At 58.1% G+C, this 15,935-nt stretch carries 18 protein-coding genes and 1 pseudogene; 12 read left to right on the top strand and 7 right to left on the bottom strand.

Annotated elements, in window-relative coordinates:
• The first annotated feature begins 119 nt into the window (after window positions 1-119).
• Window positions 120-1,004: an alpha/beta fold hydrolase gene (locus tag NL532_RS12540; protein ID WP_023748072.1), complete on the top strand. Its 885-nt coding sequence runs from the start codon at window positions 120-122 to the stop codon at window positions 1,002-1,004.
• Here NL532_RS12540 and ligD read toward each other — a convergent pair.
• The 3 genes and pseudogenes from ligD to NL532_RS12525 form a co-directional block, all read right to left on the bottom strand.
• Window positions 984-3,625, bottom strand: a pseudogene (gene ligD, locus NL532_RS12535) (DNA ligase D). The gene NL532_RS12540 and the pseudogene ligD overlap by 21 nt on opposite strands.
• 162 nt (window positions 3,626-3,787) lie before the next feature.
• Window positions 3,788-4,081, bottom strand: coding sequence for a hypothetical protein (locus NL532_RS12530; protein WP_023687836.1), 294 nt, complete (start codon window positions 4,079-4,081; stop codon window positions 3,788-3,790).
• On the bottom strand, window positions 4,078-4,302 hold the full coding sequence (locus tag NL532_RS12525) for a hypothetical protein (protein WP_155921617.1): 225 nt from the start codon (window positions 4,300-4,302) through the stop codon (window positions 4,078-4,080). Before NL532_RS12525 ends, NL532_RS12530 begins: the two co-directional genes overlap by 4 nt.
• A gap of 19 nt (window positions 4,303-4,321) precedes the next feature.
• Here NL532_RS12525 and NL532_RS12520 point away from each other — a divergent pair, with 19 nt between their 5' ends.
• Together NL532_RS12520 and NL532_RS12515 are read left to right on the top strand one after the other, a co-directional pair.
• On the top strand, window positions 4,322-5,488 hold the full coding sequence (locus NL532_RS12520) for a YihY/virulence factor BrkB family protein (RefSeq protein WP_023668046.1): 1,167 nt from the start codon (window positions 4,322-4,324) through the stop codon (window positions 5,486-5,488).
• Window positions 5,489-5,659: 171 nt separating this feature from the next.
• The gene (locus tag NL532_RS12515; RefSeq protein WP_023700030.1) at window positions 5,660-5,857 is read left to right on the top strand and encodes a hypothetical protein; all 198 of its coding nucleotides are present in this window, start codon (window positions 5,660-5,662) and stop codon (window positions 5,855-5,857) included.
• Between the two features lie 91 nt (window positions 5,858-5,948).
• On the opposite strand, the gene NL532_RS12510 is transcribed toward NL532_RS12515, so the two are convergent.
• Entirely contained in the window at window positions 5,949-7,349 is a 1,401-nt protein-coding gene (locus NL532_RS12510; RefSeq protein ID WP_023725501.1) for a phospholipase D family protein, read from the bottom strand.
• 424 nt (window positions 7,350-7,773) lie between these two features.
• On the opposite strand from NL532_RS12510, the gene NL532_RS12505 reads away from it, so the two are divergent.
• The 6 genes from NL532_RS12505 to NL532_RS12480 all read left to right on the top strand — a co-directional run bounded on the left by NL532_RS12505 (window position 7,774) and on the right by NL532_RS12480 (window position 10,567).
• Window positions 7,774-8,301 carry a YciE/YciF ferroxidase family protein gene (locus tag NL532_RS12505; RefSeq protein WP_023668043.1) on the top strand — a complete coding sequence of 176 codons (528 nt, stop codon included), beginning with the start codon at window positions 7,774-7,776 and terminating at the stop codon, window positions 8,299-8,301.
• 64 nt (window positions 8,302-8,365) lie between these two features.
• Window positions 8,366-8,521, top strand: coding sequence for a hypothetical protein (locus tag NL532_RS12500; RefSeq protein WP_155921618.1), 156 nt, complete (start codon window positions 8,366-8,368; stop codon window positions 8,519-8,521).
• Between the two features lie 20 nt (window positions 8,522-8,541).
• Window positions 8,542-8,730, top strand: coding sequence for a hypothetical protein (locus tag NL532_RS12495; RefSeq protein WP_023807298.1), 189 nt, complete (start codon window positions 8,542-8,544; stop codon window positions 8,728-8,730).
• Between the two features lie 68 nt (window positions 8,731-8,798).
• Entirely contained in the window at window positions 8,799-9,575 is a 777-nt protein-coding gene (gene xth / locus NL532_RS12490) for an exodeoxyribonuclease III (RefSeq protein WP_023687832.1), read from the top strand.
• A complete protein-coding gene (locus tag NL532_RS12485) occupies window positions 9,572-10,255 on the top strand; it encodes a hypothetical protein (RefSeq protein ID WP_023714643.1) in 684 nt (227 codons plus the stop codon). The genes xth and NL532_RS12485 overlap by 4 nt, the downstream gene beginning before the upstream one ends.
• Window positions 10,256-10,270: 15 nt before the next feature.
• Entirely contained in the window at window positions 10,271-10,567 is a 297-nt protein-coding gene (locus NL532_RS12480) for a SemiSWEET family sugar transporter (protein ID WP_023687830.1), read from the top strand.
• A 1-nt stretch (window position 10,568) separates the two neighbouring features.
• On the opposite strand, the gene NL532_RS12475 is transcribed toward NL532_RS12480, so the two are convergent.
• Window positions 10,569-11,168 carry a cupin gene (locus NL532_RS12475; RefSeq protein ID WP_023687829.1) on the bottom strand — a complete coding sequence of 200 codons (600 nt, stop codon included), beginning with the start codon at window positions 11,166-11,168 and terminating at the stop codon, window positions 10,569-10,571.
• 40 nt (window positions 11,169-11,208) lie between these two features.
• Window positions 11,209-11,718, bottom strand: a complete 510-nt coding sequence (locus NL532_RS12470; RefSeq protein WP_023687828.1) for a pyridoxamine 5'-phosphate oxidase family protein — start codon at window positions 11,716-11,718, stop codon at window positions 11,209-11,211.
• A gap of 140 nt (window positions 11,719-11,858) precedes the next feature.
• Here NL532_RS12470 and NL532_RS12465 point away from each other — a divergent pair, with 140 nt between their 5' ends.
• Complete coding sequence (locus tag NL532_RS12465; protein WP_155923824.1) at window positions 11,859-12,035, top strand: hypothetical protein; 177 nt, start codon at window positions 11,859-11,861, stop codon at window positions 12,033-12,035.
• Window positions 12,036-12,315: 280 nt separating this feature from the next.
• Here the strand turns inward: NL532_RS12465 and NL532_RS12460 are convergent, their stop codons facing one another.
• Window positions 12,316-13,233 (bottom strand): glycoside hydrolase family protein, encoded by a 918-nt coding sequence (locus tag NL532_RS12460; protein ID WP_023687826.1) that lies wholly within the window; start codon window positions 13,231-13,233, stop codon window positions 12,316-12,318.
• 353 nt (window positions 13,234-13,586) lie between these two features.
• Between NL532_RS12460 and NL532_RS12455 the strand changes: the two genes are divergently transcribed.
• Together NL532_RS12455 and glf are read left to right on the top strand one after the other, a co-directional pair.
• Complete coding sequence (locus NL532_RS12455; RefSeq protein ID WP_023687825.1) at window positions 13,587-14,759, top strand: glycosyltransferase family protein; 1,173 nt, start codon at window positions 13,587-13,589, stop codon at window positions 14,757-14,759.
• 2 nt (window positions 14,760-14,761) lie between these two features.
• On the top strand, window positions 14,762-15,904 hold the full coding sequence (gene glf, locus NL532_RS12450; RefSeq protein ID WP_023668033.1) for a UDP-galactopyranose mutase: 1,143 nt from the start codon (window positions 14,762-14,764) through the stop codon (window positions 15,902-15,904).
• The last annotated feature ends 31 nt before the right edge of the window (window positions 15,905-15,935 follow it).

Genomic DNA, 15,935 nt, shown 5'->3' with positions numbered 1-15,935 from the left:
CCGAACCATTGGAATGAGAGAAATGTCCAAACGGACAAATGCCCGAAACCAATTTCACCGGGGTGGGTTGAAGATGGACATGCGGGACTTGTTTTCACAGTCTGACGACAAAGAAGCGGATGTTTGAAGGATTCAAGCTAGAGACCGTGGATCTGCCCGAGTCCTCACTGAGAGTCAGGTATGGAGGTTCAGGCCCGCCGCTTCTTTTGCTGCATGGCCATCCTCGGACGCACGTTACCTGGCACCGGGTAGCCCCACTTCTCGCCGCCGACCACACAGTTGTCTGCCCCGATCTGAGGGGCTTTGGCCGGTCCTCGGTACCGGCGGACGCCGTGGACCATGCTGGATCCTCCAAGCGTGCCAAAGCCAGGGACTGCATCGCTCTCATGCGACATCTCGGCTTTGGCCGGTTTGCGATCGCAGGCCATGACCGCGGCAGCTACACAGCGTTCCGAGCAGCGATGGATCACCCGTCAGCGATCAGCCATCTGATCGTTATGGATAGCGTCCCTATCCTGGAAGCCCTCGAACGCTGCGACGCCCGCTTTGCGAAGCTCTGGTGGCACTGGTTCTTTTTTGCACAGCCGGACAAGCCCGAACGCGCAATCATGGCCGATCCTGACGCGTGGTATGGCGGCTCAGCCGAGTCCATGGGGGCTGAGGCCTATGTCGACTACAAGGACGCAATCCACGATCCGAATGTTGTTCACGGCATGCTTGAAGACTATCGGGCAGGTCTGGCCATCGATCAATTGCACGATACCGATGACAGGAAAGCTGGTCGCCGGGTCGCGTGCCCGACCTTGGCGCTCTGGTCCGCCCGCGATGATCTTGAGGCACTTTACGGCAACGTGCTGGATGTTTGGCGACCCTGGACCACCGAACTGAAGGGCCAACGGATCGATAGCGGACATCATATGGCCGAAGAAGCAGCCGACGCGGTAGCCGCAGCTGTCATGGCGTTCTTGCGCGAACCGACGTCGTCATGCGGCGAGCTTTGCTGAACCGATCCGTTTGATGGCGATGCTGATCGACCGTTCGCCATCGTCGTAGTCGGCCCAGGCGACGGTCTTTTTCAGGTGGCCCGGAACCGTGCGAACGGTGTATTTTTTCGGATCGAGATCCGCCTTCACCTGACTCCAGGTCAGCGGCATGGATACAGTCGCGCCTTCCCTGGCGCGAGGGGAGAGAGGGGCGACGGCTGTCGCCATGCGATCATTCCTGAGATAGTCGAGAAAAATCCGGGATGTCCGCAGCTTCTTGGCCATGTTGACGAGGTAGAGATCCGGGCTGTCTGCCGCCATCTGGATGCAGACGGCCTTTGCGAAGGCCTTGGCCTCGGCCCATGTCGTCTTGCTGCGTTGGGCCGCCAATGGCGTCACGACATGCAAGCCTTTGCCGCCCGTGGTTTTGCAGAAGCTCACCAAGCCCAGATCTTCGAGACGATCGCGCATTTCCTTGGCAGCCGCGACCACCTTCGCAAAAGGGACTTCCGGACCAGGGTCAAGGTCGAAGACAAGTCGGCCAGGTATTTCGGGATGACCCGGCTGGCAATTCCAGGGGTGAAGCTCAAGGCCGCCTATCTGGGCGATCGCGGCCAGACCCTCGACGCGGTCGATTTGCAGATACGGTTTGTGATCGCCGAAGACTTTCACCAGTTCCAGCAGATTGGATGTGCCTGGCATTGCGTGGCGCTGGAAAAACTGCTCGCCGGCGTAGCCATCCGGCGCGCGCACGAGTGAACAGGGACGACCTTTGATATGTCTGATCATCCAGGGGCCAACGGTCTCGAAATATTCTGCAAGATCGAGCTTGTCGACGGGCTGACCGTCGCCGGCATTCGGCCAAAGCGGCTTGTCCGGCTTGGAAATGATGACGCCCATGACAACCGGGCTTTTTCCTGTCTTGCCAGTCACCTTGGCAGGGTCGGCAATCGGCGTCTCTTGAGGATCAGCTGGACGCTCGGCCTCGACGTCTTTTGCGGGCTTGTCTTCACGCAGGCCTTTGAAGGCGGCCTGCCGGATATTGCCACCCCCGGTCCAGCCGGCGAACTCGATTTCCGCGACCAATTCCGGCTTCGTCCAGAAGACGGTTGAATTCCTTTTCGGTGCGCCATCGCCGGTAAACGGCGACGTCGCGGCTTTCATCTCCTGCAGCCTGGGCATCAGCTGCTTGACCTTTGCCTCGCTGAACCCGGTCCCCACACGGCCGATATAGGCGAAATGTTCACCGCGATTGACGCCGACGAGCAATGACCGGAATTTGCCGTTGGTCGTCGACCAGCCGCCGATGACCACCTCATGCCCGGCGCGGCATTTCGATTTTGCCCAGGTGTCGGTCCTCCCCGAAACATAGGTTGCATCGGCCTTTTTGGAGACAATCCCCTCAAGCGACAGGCGACAGGCAGAACGCAGCACCGCGTCGCCGCCATTGCTGAAGTGCTCGACATAGCGGATGAGATTTTGCTCGCCGCGATCGACTTCGCCGAGCATCTCGCTCAGACGTTCCTTCCGTTGTGAGAGAGGCATCTTTCGCAGATCGACGCCATTTGCGAAGAGCAGGTCAAAAGCAAAGTAGATCAGGTCCTTCGTCCGGCGCTCCGACAGTGCTGCCTGCAGTGCGGCAAAATCGGGCGCCCCGTTCTCGCCAAGCGCTACGATCTCGCCGTCGATGATGACGTTGGGGAGGCTGGCGGCCTCCTTTGCGATGGCGCCAAATTTCTCCGTCCAGTCAAGACCCTTGCGGGTCTTAAGGGCGATGTCCTTGTCTTCCACGCGCAACTGGACGCGATAGCCGTCAAACTTGATTTCGTGAACCCAGTTCGTCCCGGCCGGCGGCCGGGAAAGCGTTGCGCAAAGCTGTGGTGGGATGAAGTCGGGCATCTTCGCCGCTGAGGCACCAGCGGCTCGCTTCGGCCGCGGAGCAGGCTTTGCCGACCTGGCGGCGCGCTTGTCGGCATGGCCGCGCTTGCTGTCCCAAACGGCATCCGCATCGGCCAACGATGAACCTTTCATCATGAACGGCTTCGGACCTGCCCCTTCCCCGCTGCAATCCTCTCCATGCTCCGACCCGAGGCGACGGATCGATCCTGAGCCAGCACCGCATCGCCATTGCCCTCTGTCGCGTATTTGTCGCGGTGTTTTATCAGCAGCCAGTTGGTCCGCTTCCCGCCATTGCGGTCATGCTTCATGCGCACGAGGACGAAGCTTCCATGCAGGCGCTTGCCCTGCAGCGTGAATTTCAGGTCGCCTTTTTCCAACGACTTTTCGGGAGACATGGCGCCTTCCGGTTCCCAATATCCGCGATCCCACAACTGCACCGTGCCGCCACCATATTGTCCTTTGGGAATCGTGCCTTCGAAGTCGCCGTACTCCAGCGGGTGATCCTCAACCTCCACGGCAAGTCGTTTGTCGTGAGGATCCAGTGATGGACCTTTGGTCACAGCCCATGATTTGAAGACCCCGCCAAGCTCGAGGCGAAGATCATAGTGCAGCCGCGTGGCCGCGTGTTTTTGGATGACGAACCGGAGTCGGTTCGAACCCGCAATCGAGCTTTCGCCGCTGGGCTCTTTCGTCTTCGCGAAATCCCTTTTGGCCCGGTAGGTTGAAAGCTCGCCCGTTTTCATGGAAGTGCCCCGACTAATGACGCAACGCCGGGACTCAACGCAGTGGGTGAGATTTGGTTCGGTTCATAGCCGAGACGACGCCGATGCTGCTTTTCCGCTTCAGAGTGGCATCGGCGTCAAATGAGGCCTTCACGGAGACTACAGGTGTCGTCACCGCTGACGTTAAGGTTCCTTGGTTTGCCCAACCATTTTTGCAAGCTCTGAAAATGGTGGGATGTCCAGTTCGCCTTGCGCGTTGTTTGCGATCTGCAGAAGCCGGATCGGGAAGCAGATCGCGTCACGGTTGGCCGGTGACATGTCTTCGTAGGTCCGCTCGTCACCTGTCATGGACGCCTCTGCCTTTCGCAGGGCGGTATCGATCTCGTCAATTGACAGCAGACCTTTGTGAACGAGCAGGTTGTTGATTGACGCGACCGCCATCATCAACCCTTCAAGCTGAAGATTGGCAACGTTCATGGCTTGACCGTGTTTCCGCCGCCCGGCCTCGCCGGGGCGTTCTGGCCATCGGATTGGTGCGTCTTGTCATCCACCTCATTGACTGGCCGCGTCAGACCGACCCCACTCTTGGGTTTCTTGTTGCCGGCCGCATCCTGAGAGAACGCATCCGAAGGATCAGGACCTGTTCTAGCCGGGTACTTCGTTGCGCCGGTCTCGCGACGGTTTTCATTATCAGGCATTTTTGATCACTCCAATCGGATGACCGATAACCATTACGAGCCCGGCGAGTTCCGGCGCCGCATGGAACATTTCTGGCCGTTCGTGCAGAGACAAGCGGGCGTGTCTCGGCAATCGCGCCTCGCGCACTGGCGGCAGGTCTCGCTTTCGTTGCCGACAGCACTAGGTTGCTCGTTGAGGCAAAAGGAATTCCCCATGCGGGTGGCACGCGAAGCCTGGGTTCTTGGCAAGGAGAGCATCCTCGGATTCATCAACGACAATGCCCTCAGCCACGGTGCGGCGATGGCGTTCTATGCCGTTACGTCCCTGGCCCCGATCTTGTTGATCGTTGTTGCCATTGCTGGACTTGTCTTTGGGCATGAAGCAGCTCAACTCGCTCTGTCGGCCGAAATCGCAGGCGTGATGGGATCGCAAACCGGCGACCTTCTGCGCAGCACCATCGAAAGCGCTTCTCACAGAACCGCCGGCACTGTTGCCACCTTGGTGGGCATCGTCACCCTCTTCGTGACAGCCTCCGGGGTGTTTGGCGAAATGCAGCTTTCGCTCAACACAATCTGGAAGATTGACCCACCACCCATGTCTGTGTCGCGATTGGTGCGGGCGCGGGCGGCCAGCCTGGGTCTGGTTGCAGCGTTGGGATTTCTACTGCTTGTGTCGTTGGCGGCGAGTGCCGCCATTTCCGCGCTTGGCGCTGTCATCAACGCCCATCTGCCGTTCGGCACGATCATTCTCGCGTCGATAAACGGCATTGTATCGTTCGTGCTGATTTCCGCTCTGTTTGCCGCGATCTTCAAGATCCTGCCGGACCGGTCGCTCGCTTGGCGCGATGTCGCAATTGGCGCGGCAGTGACCGCTTTGCTCTTCACCATCGGCAAGTCGCTGATTGGCTGGTATATCGGAACCAGCGCGATTGCATCCTCCTATGGCGCGGCGGGTGCACTGCTGGTCGTGCTGCTTTGGGTTTACTATTCGTCTGAGATATTCCTGCTCGGCGCCGAGTTCACGCGGGCCTATTCCGTCCGTCTCGGCAGTCGGTCCGACCTTCAACCGATAGTGGAGGCAGAGAGCCCGTCGCGACAGACATCGAACCTTGGACCAACCATCCAACGCGAGGTGCAGGCCTGGATTGTGATCACGGGTTTGCTGACCTTCGTGGCGACACGGGTCTGGCCATCGCGGCGATCTTAGCTGCGTCCCACCAATTCTGTTTCTTTGGAACGCAACCCGGACACCGGAATTGCATAGGAACAGGAGGTTGCCCATGCCAAATTCCGCTTTGAGACGACAGTATCCGGCCAGACTACCGCTCTCGAGGAAGAGCTAGCGAGTGCGGAGATGGCCAGTCCGAGAGCAATAGAGATGGCGCGCGTAGCGGTGGCGGCGGATCCTGGGTCAGGAACCAAGCAATCGGGATCGACTATCAAGGTCTACGATGAAGCCGGATACCTGGTCGCCACAGTCAATTTTTCCGACGTGTTGCCGAGTGATCCGGACGCCGGACAGCATGGGATTGGCGACGCGGTTGTCGAAGAACCGGGTGTGATGCGGTCTGGCTGACCCGTGGTAGATCAGGGTTTCACGTTTCGCTCACGCGATCCCCGGCAGGGCAATTCGCTGAGATCGCGAGGTCCTCGGCCATCATCAGATGCTAGAGCTGAGATTCGATCGGGAGGTGACGGACGAAGACCGCCAGGATACGGCGAAAAAATCCGGCTTCTGGTTCATGCGTATAGTCCTGAATCTTGCCTTCGCCGCATCCATGCCAATGCAGAACATTGTGCTTCAGTTCGAGCCGATAGCTTGTTTCCGGAGATATTTCCGATTGGAATCGATGCCGCAGCTCGGCGACCAATTTCGGATCCTCAAACAGCACGCCCATTTCCGAGTTCAAGGACACTGACCGTGGATCGAAATTGAAGGAACCGACGAAGCCGATATTGTCGTCGACGGTGAAAGCTTTCGTATGCAGACTGGCGCCCTTGGAGCCAAACACCGAGATTGCGGAGCGCCGGTTGAACGGCTGAAGCTCGAAAATATTGACGCCATTCCTCAGCAGCCGCTTGCGATAGTTTGCGTAAGCGCCATGGACTGCGGCGACGTCCGTGGCGGCCAAGGAATTGGTCAGAACCGAAACGTCAACACCGGCGCCGACAAGGTCCAGCAAGATCGCTGTGCCCCTTTTGCCGGGGATGAAATAGGGCGACACAATTTCCAGACACCCGCGCGTAGATTGGATGATCGGACGCAGCTCTTTCATAAGCCAGCTGCGACGTCTCCAACCACGAACCTTCTCCGGCGGATCGGAAATGACCCGCACGCCATCCACCCAATGAACGTCGTTGCTGGCCGCAATAAACTCTGTGATCGAGCCCCGGTTGCCGATGCCGTTCAGGAATTTGGGATCGGGGCCGGTATCGCTTCCTTCAAGCCATTTGGCATGCTCATGCTCAGCCACTGATCCCAGGGTTTTGATTGGCTTGGCTTCATTGCAAGCCCAGAAGGCATCGAATATCGCCGCGGTTTGCCGTACCGCAGGCCCCAGGAGCAGCAGATCGAGGTCCCGGAAATTGGTTTCTGCCGCATCGAAATAGGCATCGCCAACATTCCGACCGCCGACAATGGCAAATTTGTCGTCGACGATCCAAGCCTTGTTGTGCATCCGTCGCGTCAATGCAAAGAGCCGCAACAGCACTTCCACACCACGCATGATCCGGCCGCGCCTGATACCGCTCGGATTGAACAACTTCAATTCGATGTTTGGATGGTTGTTCAGCGCCAGATATGCCGCATCATTTTTACGCGGATTGACGTCGTCAAGGAGCATGCGCACCCGAACACCGCGCTCAGCAGCTCGAAAAACCTCGCGAAGCAGCAAGCGGCCGGTGTGATCATCATGCCAAAGGTAGTACATCAGGTCGAGGCTGCGCTCAGCGCTCCTTGCGGCCAGCACGCGCAGAGCGAAAGCGTCATAATTGTCCGAGACAAGCAGCAAGCCGCTCTTGCCGGTTTTGATGTTGTCGTCTGCGGTTCGCGAAAGTGATACGTCCATAAAAATTGCCACCTTTGGACGGCGCTCGCTGCCATCCCGCTCAAATCATAGCTAGAACCATTCTGAGGTATTCTGGTTGCATACGCAGCGTCCAATCACCCCAATTCCTGGATGCAAGCAGGGCCAGCAATCAAGCGGCTGCAGAGCGGTCAGGAGGCTTGAGAGGCGTTGCCCCGACTGCTCTGCTGCCGCTGCGGTACTTGCGTCTCCTGCAGTCCCAGGCCCTCAGACCGCACGACCGTTGGCGGGAGCCCGATGGCGTGCGCCCCGCCGCGGCTCTTCGACGAGAATGACGTGGTCGTTGTTCTCAGTGAAGCGCAGGACCCTTTAAATTTAGATATCTCCATTATCCCGGAACCGGGTTCGGGTTTCCGAGTTAAGAAAATGCTCGCGACGGGCAATTTTCAACAGAGGAGACGGCACAATGCCCACTGCCAAGAAAGCCAATGGCAACAACAAGGACCTGGAGGACCTTTTCCTCGATGGCCTCAAAGACATCTACTATGCCGAGAAGAAAATTCTGAAAGCCTTGCCGAAGATGGCCAAAGGCGCATCCGAAGAGCAAGTTTCGGCAGCATTCGAGAAGCACCTCGCTGAAACCGAGGGGCAGGTCGAACGTCTGGAGGAGGTCTTCGAGATTCTCGGCGCTGCCGCGCGCGGCAAAACCTGCCCGGCGATCGACGGCATCCTGGAGGAAGGATCTGAAATCCTTCAGGAGTACAAGGGTTCGACTTCGCTCGATGCAGGGCTCGTCGGTGCCGCGCAAGCCGTGGAGCACTACGAGATCGCCAGGTATGGAACCCTGATCGCCTGGGCTACGACGCTCGGCAAGGACGACGTGGTTGCGCTCCTCAATGCGACACTTGAAGAGGAGAAGGCCACCGACGAGGCGTTGACTGCCCTCGGTGAAGCCGGCGTCAACGAACGAGCGGCAGAACGGAGAGCGGCTTGATTTGATCGCCTACCCAACCGCCTCGGCGACCCATGTGCCGAGGCGGTCCCGGGAGATGAAGGACATGATCACGCATATCTACAAAGGACTGGAATGTTTCCTGCTTGAGTGTTCGGCCGCGCTGGTCAGGCGCCGCGCGCTTGGCGGTTCGCGCAGCGATCCTCGGCAGCTGCGAGAAGAGCGCAGAGATGAGTTCAGGGCCCGCAAAGCCGCCGAATGAGCGCCAAGATGGAGAGTCGGATGGGCTTCTTTGGAAAATATTTCTCAGGACTGTTGAGCAAGAAATCGACTGACGGCAAGGGGAGCGGCGATATGCGGAAAGCTACCGGCGCGGGTCCGGCAATTGCCGCGCATTCCAAAGATGCAAAGACATCCGCTGCTTCCGGTCAAAGCACCAATGCTTCGAGCAAAAATGCAGATGGCCGATGACAAAAGGCAAGATTTGGCTACCGACTCTAGGTCGCATCGAAGCGGCGCAAAGACGTTAAATCGTCGAGATGACCCGCATCGCAACCTTCAACGTCAATGGCGTCAACGGCCGACTGCCAGTGCTTCTCAAGTGGCTTGGCGAAACCGGCTATGACATCGTCTGCCTTCAAGAACTGAAGACCTCTGACGAAAAATTTCCCGTCGATGCGATTAGAAACGCCGGCTATGGCGCAATCTGGCACGGACAGAAGTCCTACAATGGCGTGGCAATCCTCGCTCGCGGGATTGAGCCGCTGGAACGTCGTCGAGGTCTGCCGGGCGATCCCGACGATTCGCACAGCCGCTACATCGAGGCAGATGTGAATGGGTTTGTTGTCGGCTGCCTGTATTTGCCCAATGGCAATCCAGCGCCGGGGCCGAAGTTCGACTACAAACTTCGCTGGTTCCGACGTTTGATCACCTATGGCCAGGTGCTGCTCGGCGATAGCTCACCGACCATCCTGTGCGGCGACTATAACGTCGTTCCAGGCCCGATCGACGCGGCGGTGCCGGGGCGCTGGGTTGGCGATGCCGTTTACTTCCCCGAGAGCCGGAGCGCGTACGCCGAAATGCTTGCTCAGGGCTGGTTCGATGCGGTTCGTCGCATTCATCCAGAAAAAGGAATTTACACCTATTGGAACTTCTCCTACCGCGGCGGGTACGATCGGAGTTCCGGGCTCCGGATGGACCATCTCTTGCTGAGTTCATCCCTATTGGATCGCCTGAAGAATGCCGGAGTAGATGCCGAAACGCGTGCATGGGACAAGCCGAGCGATCATGCGCCAGCCTGGATAGAACTTGATTGAGCTTCCTCGGCAAGGAGCCTGAAGACCTGGTGGCGCTCCTTCGTGATTACATTTGGCCGCGCATGTCTATCGTCAACAATGAGGACTGCCGGCGCCAAGCGATCAAGGACGCAATGATGACAACCACTCAAAAGGAAGCTGAACTGATTGCGCGCCTTGCACGCCAGCATGGCGTCACTGATGGCGCTGTCATGGCTGTCCTTGAGGCGTTGCGGCGTGGTGGTGGAACCATGGCCCAGTTCAGCCACGTCGACTTCGGAGGAATGTCACAATGGTCCTCCGGCATGACGATGGTCGGCGACATGTTCGATGACAGCCTCAAGGCGAAGCTCAACACTATCGCGGCGGAGCTCTCGGCCTACCTGCGCGATCATCCCGCCAAGCCACAACGCGACGACACGAGCTATCGTTCTGCAGCTATGGCCCACGCCGGCTCATGGTGGCCTGAGGAGTTTGGGAGCCCGTCTGCCGCTGGTTCTCAAAACAATATGCGCTACGCAGCGTTTCCTGAGCAAAGCCGCCTGGTCATGGACGATCATGGAAAGATGGAGATTTATGACACAGGCGACCATCGCATATCCGGTGTTTCGCAGAGCCAGAGCACGGACTCCACCCTGACCTTTGTCAGCCAGCACGGCGTGGTCCGCGTATCTGATCTCAAGCGCGTATCTGCGACGTAGGTCAGGGCCGCTTCCATGCAGACAGTCACGCTCATCGGCTATCTCGCGACCGTCTGCTCGATGAGCAGTTTCACCCCGCAAGCCTGGAAAATCATCAGGACACGAGAGACAAGCGGCATCTCCGCACCGATGTATGCCATCACTGTGTTGGGCTTCGCCTTGTGGCTGGCCTTCGGCATCATGAAGGCAGAGTGGCCGATCATAATCACGAATGGCGTCTGTCTCCTGCTGTCAGCGTTCATTCTCACAATGACAGTCCTGCCGCAGGCTGAGAAAGATGCGGTTGCCAAGGCTTTCGACCCCGACGACTAGATTAGCGCTTCCAACTTTTCAGCAGCGGACCTTGGCTCCCATATGCAGGATCCTTGCGCGGCCGCCCCACCCTGGGGATCGTTGCGAGCGCACCGCTATGCTGATCCTTGCTCCTACATTCGTCATAAGTCCCAAACGGAGGATACGCGCCGACAACCAAAAAATCATCGGATGCCAAGAGGCATTGGTGCCCGGTGCCTGCCGGGAGGACCGCGACGTCACCGGCCTTCAGCGACAGCGTTCGTCCTTTCTTGCCGCCAAACCGGACTTCAGCGTTTCCGCGCGCAATGCCCAGAACCTCGTGTATTTGCGAATGATAGTGAACATAATCATAGATGCCGTTTCGCCAGCTATCGCCCCATCCGTTTGCCTCGAAAAGCACCTCCATGACGGCTGCTGGATCAAGTCCTTCGGGCAATTCGACGGCGCCTCGATAAACGACGAGCGGCCATGCTGGATGATTGGGTACAAGTCCATCATCCTTGAACCAGAACTCATTCGACTTTCGCTGCCTCACAAATCCGGCGACAGCTTGCTTGCGCGGTCTTGCGAAACCGGTGACGTTCTCGATCACTTTCTTGCTGGTTTCCAAAATGCTCATCGACGCTGCCTCTAAAGCAGAGGTTAGTTTAGCCGCTCGCTCAGAGCTCGACCTTTGCGTTGTCGCCCACATTCGGCTTGGCGCCGGTAACGGCCGCAAACACCATCGTTGCGGTAGCCATGATTAGCCCCGGGCTGTCCCACAATTCGCCTTCGTCGGGTTTGACCGTTATCAGACGAATCTCGGGATCATCGGCATTATCCCACCAGGCTGCGTCAGTTTTCTCCCAGGTTTCGGTGATCTTTTCCCTATCATTTGTCACTGTGGCCGGGCCTGACATCGTGACGTATTTGTAGTGGCTGTTGTCACTCCAGGCCAATGTGACCTTTGGATAGGTCGACAGTTGCTCGCTCTTGGCGCTGTCGTCATTGACGAGGAAGTATATGGCGTTTTCTTCACGGACCACACGCGCAGATAGCGGACGGGCTCGATTGTACTCGCCGTCCCAGGTCACAAACATGCAGACGTCGATGTCCTCGGCGAGTTCCCAGATGCGGTCTGTTGCCTCGGCGGGCGTGAGGTCCGTCTGCTGCTCTCGGCGGTTAGCCATAAGCGTCCTCCTGCGGGTGAATATCCTCGCTTACAACTCACGTCCCGCCACGACGTTCCAACTCACTGGGTCCTTCGGCTTGCTAAAGCGGTGGAACTTTCGAAATTGCCGGAAGTTTGGATGGCAAACGCGAGGCCATGATGGCGGACAAGACGCTTCGAACATCAAAACGGACACCCGAGCAGGACGCTAAGGGTCAGTCGGAAAAAGACCACAAGGGCGGGGGGAGCGATGGCGTCGCCAGCGCCGATCCGCGGGTGATCTCCGGCAAAAAAGACGGCGACGCGACATTCCCTGTCGAGGGACCGAAGAAATAGCTATGAGCTCATTGGCAGGGCATCTGGCGGTGTCATCAATGCCACTGAGAAAATTGACGAACGGCTCAAGTCATTGCGCTAAAAGCGACAGAGTTAAGGCCGGCCTTCCCGACTTGCCTCCCGCCAGTGCGATCGCGGCAATCGTCGATCCGCATCGGCCATGTCGTGTCTCCTACTGCGTCGGATGACACTTTGCTACCGTCACCGACGCGGATCACCTTCAACCCTCCGGAGTTGCATGACGCGCATCGGCCTCAAGGCGCTAATGGCAGCCTGGAAATCACGCGACCTTTGAAAAGAGACCGACGTCGCATCTGGCTAAACCATAGCGCCATCGGTGATCGGTTGTGGCAACCCGGCTCTGGTAGAACAGTGAAAGCTGACTGCCATCGATCATCACCGTCGAGTGGCCGTTCTCGCCCGGTTGACCTGGCTCCAGCACCGGGCCGATCGAAACGTAAGGCCCGCTGACCTCGTCGGCGATGGCAAAAAACACCCGTTGCCGGTTTCCCCGAAGGCCATTCGGAAGAAAGCAAGTGGCGTTGAGAAGCACCCGGCCGTCCGGCAGCTCGATCAGTTGCGCGCCCTCAATGCCCCATTCGTAGTCGGGATCATCTCTGGTGTTATGGTGGGGAACATCGTTGTGGTCGAGGATTTTGCCGATCCGCTTCCACGGACCGAACCACGAGTCGGACTGGCTACGTGCCAGATAGATGTCGGGCTGAGGCACCCTCGTGAATTTTGGCATAGCCGAATAAACCAGGTAGCGCCCACCTCCAATGACTGCTGGATGTGGATCGTAAATGCCGTCCTCTTCCGTGTCCGGGATGGCCAGAATGGCCGGACTGAGGACTACCCAATGGAACCCGTCGTTGGAAACCGCATGCTCGCAACGGCCACCCGACTTCATGAATTCCGTCTGGATGAACATGTGGAAGACGCCGCACTCGTGGGTCACACCGGGAGCCGCAACACCAGTGCCGTTGATTGGAAGTTCGATCGGATCATGCTCGGCCCACGGCCCATAAAGATCGGGCGCCGTGGCATGCAAGATTCTCCACGTCTCGGTGGTGACCGTGCCGCTTGACCCGAAGACGTGCCAGACACGGCCATCGAAGACAGGACACGGGTCCTTGAGATCATCCACGCTTTGCGGATGAAACAGTGGAAAAACGTTGGTTTCAAAGTTGATGTTCATGTCAGCCCCGGAATTCGCCTCGGCAGTCGGAGACGCGCAGAGATACAGGCGAATCATTGATGTTAGGCACATTCTATAGCCAACGAGTTCAACGCAAATACGGCAATGCCGCTGTCCACCAGCATTCCTCGTTGAACCACGCTTTCAGTGGCGGCCGGGTTCCGACAGCCGCCCTTACCTCCGCAACCAGATCCCGCTTCGTGCGTGGACCAAGCGGGCGACTGGGCCTTCTTCATTTCAGTTGGAACAACTCACCTGATCGAAAGTTAGGAGCTGGAACTAAGTAGTTCTCTCCATTCGCGATTAACAAATGTTAATCGTAACATAAATAGTGTCACAGAGGGAGTATGTCAATGGAAGCGGCCTTTGGCGGGGTAACCGGCAGTCAATATGTTCGTCGCGAAAATATACTGGTTTGCTTCTCCCACTTACGATGGAATTTTGTTCACCAGCGTCCGCAGCATCTCCTCACTCTCGCATCCGCTCAGCAGAGAGTGGTCTACTTTGAAGAACCCGTTTTCGAAGAATTGCCGCAGCCGCTGATGCGGACGAGCGTGGCATCGGAAAACATTCTGATTGTCACACCAGTGCTGCCGCTTGGCACGTCGGCCGCGAAAGCAGATGCCGTCCAGCGGAGATTTGTGCAGCAGACCATCGCTTCTATGCCGCATAGCCGGCTGATCGCCTGGTACTACACCCCAATGGCTCTCCGCTTTACGGAATTCCTCGACCCAGACATATGCGTCTATGACTGCATGGACGAACTCTCTGCGTTCAGGAATGCGCCCCCCGAGCTGGGCCAGATGGAAAAGGCGCTTCTGCGCCGCGCGGATCTGGTTTTCACCGGTGGTCTAAGCTTGTTCGAGACCAAGCGTCACCTCCATCCCGCCATCTTTCCATTTCCGAGCAGCATCGATGTGAGGCACTTTCACACCGCAAGACGGCCAGGAAGGGACCCAGCCGACCAGGCGGGCATTCCTTCCCCGAGGGTTGGATATTTCGGCGTCATCGACGAGCGGCTTGACGTCGATCTCGTCGCGCTAGCGGCAAAGACAATGCCGGACGTGCATTTCGTAATGCTCGGTCCGGTCGTCAAGATCGACCCTGCAAGCCTGCCGCAAGCCGAAAACCTGCATTGGCTTGGCCCGAAAGCCTACTGCGATCTGCCCGACTATCTGCGCCATTGGGACGCCGGATGGATGCCGTTTGCCCTCAACGAGGCGACGCGTTTCATCAGCCCGACCAAGACGCCGGAATTTCTCGCGGCGGGTCTGCCGGTGATCTCGACGGCAATCGTCGACGTGGTGCGCAGTTACGGTGCTGCCGGGCTGGTGGAAATCGCCGACTGTGACGATCTGGAAGTCAAGCTGCGCTCCGTTCTTTCGCGACCGCGTCAGATGCTCCTGCAGCAAGTCGATGCCTACCTTGCGGACATGTCCTGGGAACGGACATGGAATGCCATGGCAGCTCACATTGAGCGCGCCTACCAACGCAAGAAGGTCGTGCCCCTTCGCAGGAGTGCATAGCCATGTTCGATTGGCTGATCGTCGGCGCGGGTTTCGCCGGCAGTGTGCTTGCCGAACGGATAGCGTCGCAGCGTCAGGAAAGCGTTTTGCTGATCGATCGCCGCAGCCATGTGGGAGGCAACGCCTACGACTGCTACAATGAAGCCGGCATCCTCATCCATCGCTACGGCCCGCACATCTTCCACACCAACAGCCAAACGATCGTGGACCACCTTTCGCAGTTCACGCAATGGCGGCCGTACGAGCACAGGGTGTTGGCGGCCGTGGACGGGCAACTGGTTCCCATCCCGATCAATCTCGACACCATCAACCGGCTTTACGGGCTAGACCTGACCTCGGCACAGCTGGAGGATTTCTTCGCGTCGCGACGCGAAACGGTGGAGGATGTCCGAACGGCTGAGGACGTCGTCGTCAGCACCGTGGGGCGCGAGCTCTATGAAAAATTCTTCCGCGGCTACACAAGAAAGCAATGGGGCGTCGATCCCAGTCAGCTGAGCAAATCCGTCACGGCACGAGTGCCGACCAGGACCAACCGTGACGACCGCTATTTCAGCGACAGCTTCCAGAAAATGCCGGCCGGCGGGTACACGCGGATGTTCGAACGCATGCTCGATCATCCAAACATCAAGATCATGCTGCAGACCGACTTCCGTGAAATTCGTGAGAAGATACCGTTCAGGCGCATGGTTTATACCGGCCCGATCGATGAATATTTCGGCTGGCAGCTCGGGCACCTTCCGTACCGTTCGCTTCGTTTCGAGCACGTTACACTGGATTGCGAGCAATTTCAGCCGGTTGCCGTGGTCAATTATCCCCAGACGGAAGATTACACGCGCATTACCGAGTACAAACATCTGACCGGCCAGCAGAGTTCGCGGACCAGCCTGACCTACGAATACCCCACGGACATCGGGGACCCGTACTATCCCGTGCCCCGGCCCGAAAACGAAGTGCTCTACAAGCGCTATGAAGCGCTCGCGGCAAGCTGCCCAGACGTCTGGTTTGTCGGTCGGCTTGCAACTTACCGCTATTACAACATGGACCAGGTAGTCGGACAGGCTCTGGCCACTTTCTCGCGCATCCAAAAAAGCCTCCCGGCCTGGGCGCGCACGGACGAGCCGTTGTTGGCCGAGCCGAGAAGATAGCTTCTTTCAAGACGGAAGATCGGGCGGGTAT

This window comes from Mesorhizobium sp. C120A, from assembly GCF_030323105.1.
In the GTDB taxonomy this organism is placed as follows: Bacteria; Pseudomonadota; Alphaproteobacteria; order Rhizobiales; family Rhizobiaceae; genus Mesorhizobium.
This window is presented reverse-complemented; position numbering and strand designations above follow the sequence as displayed.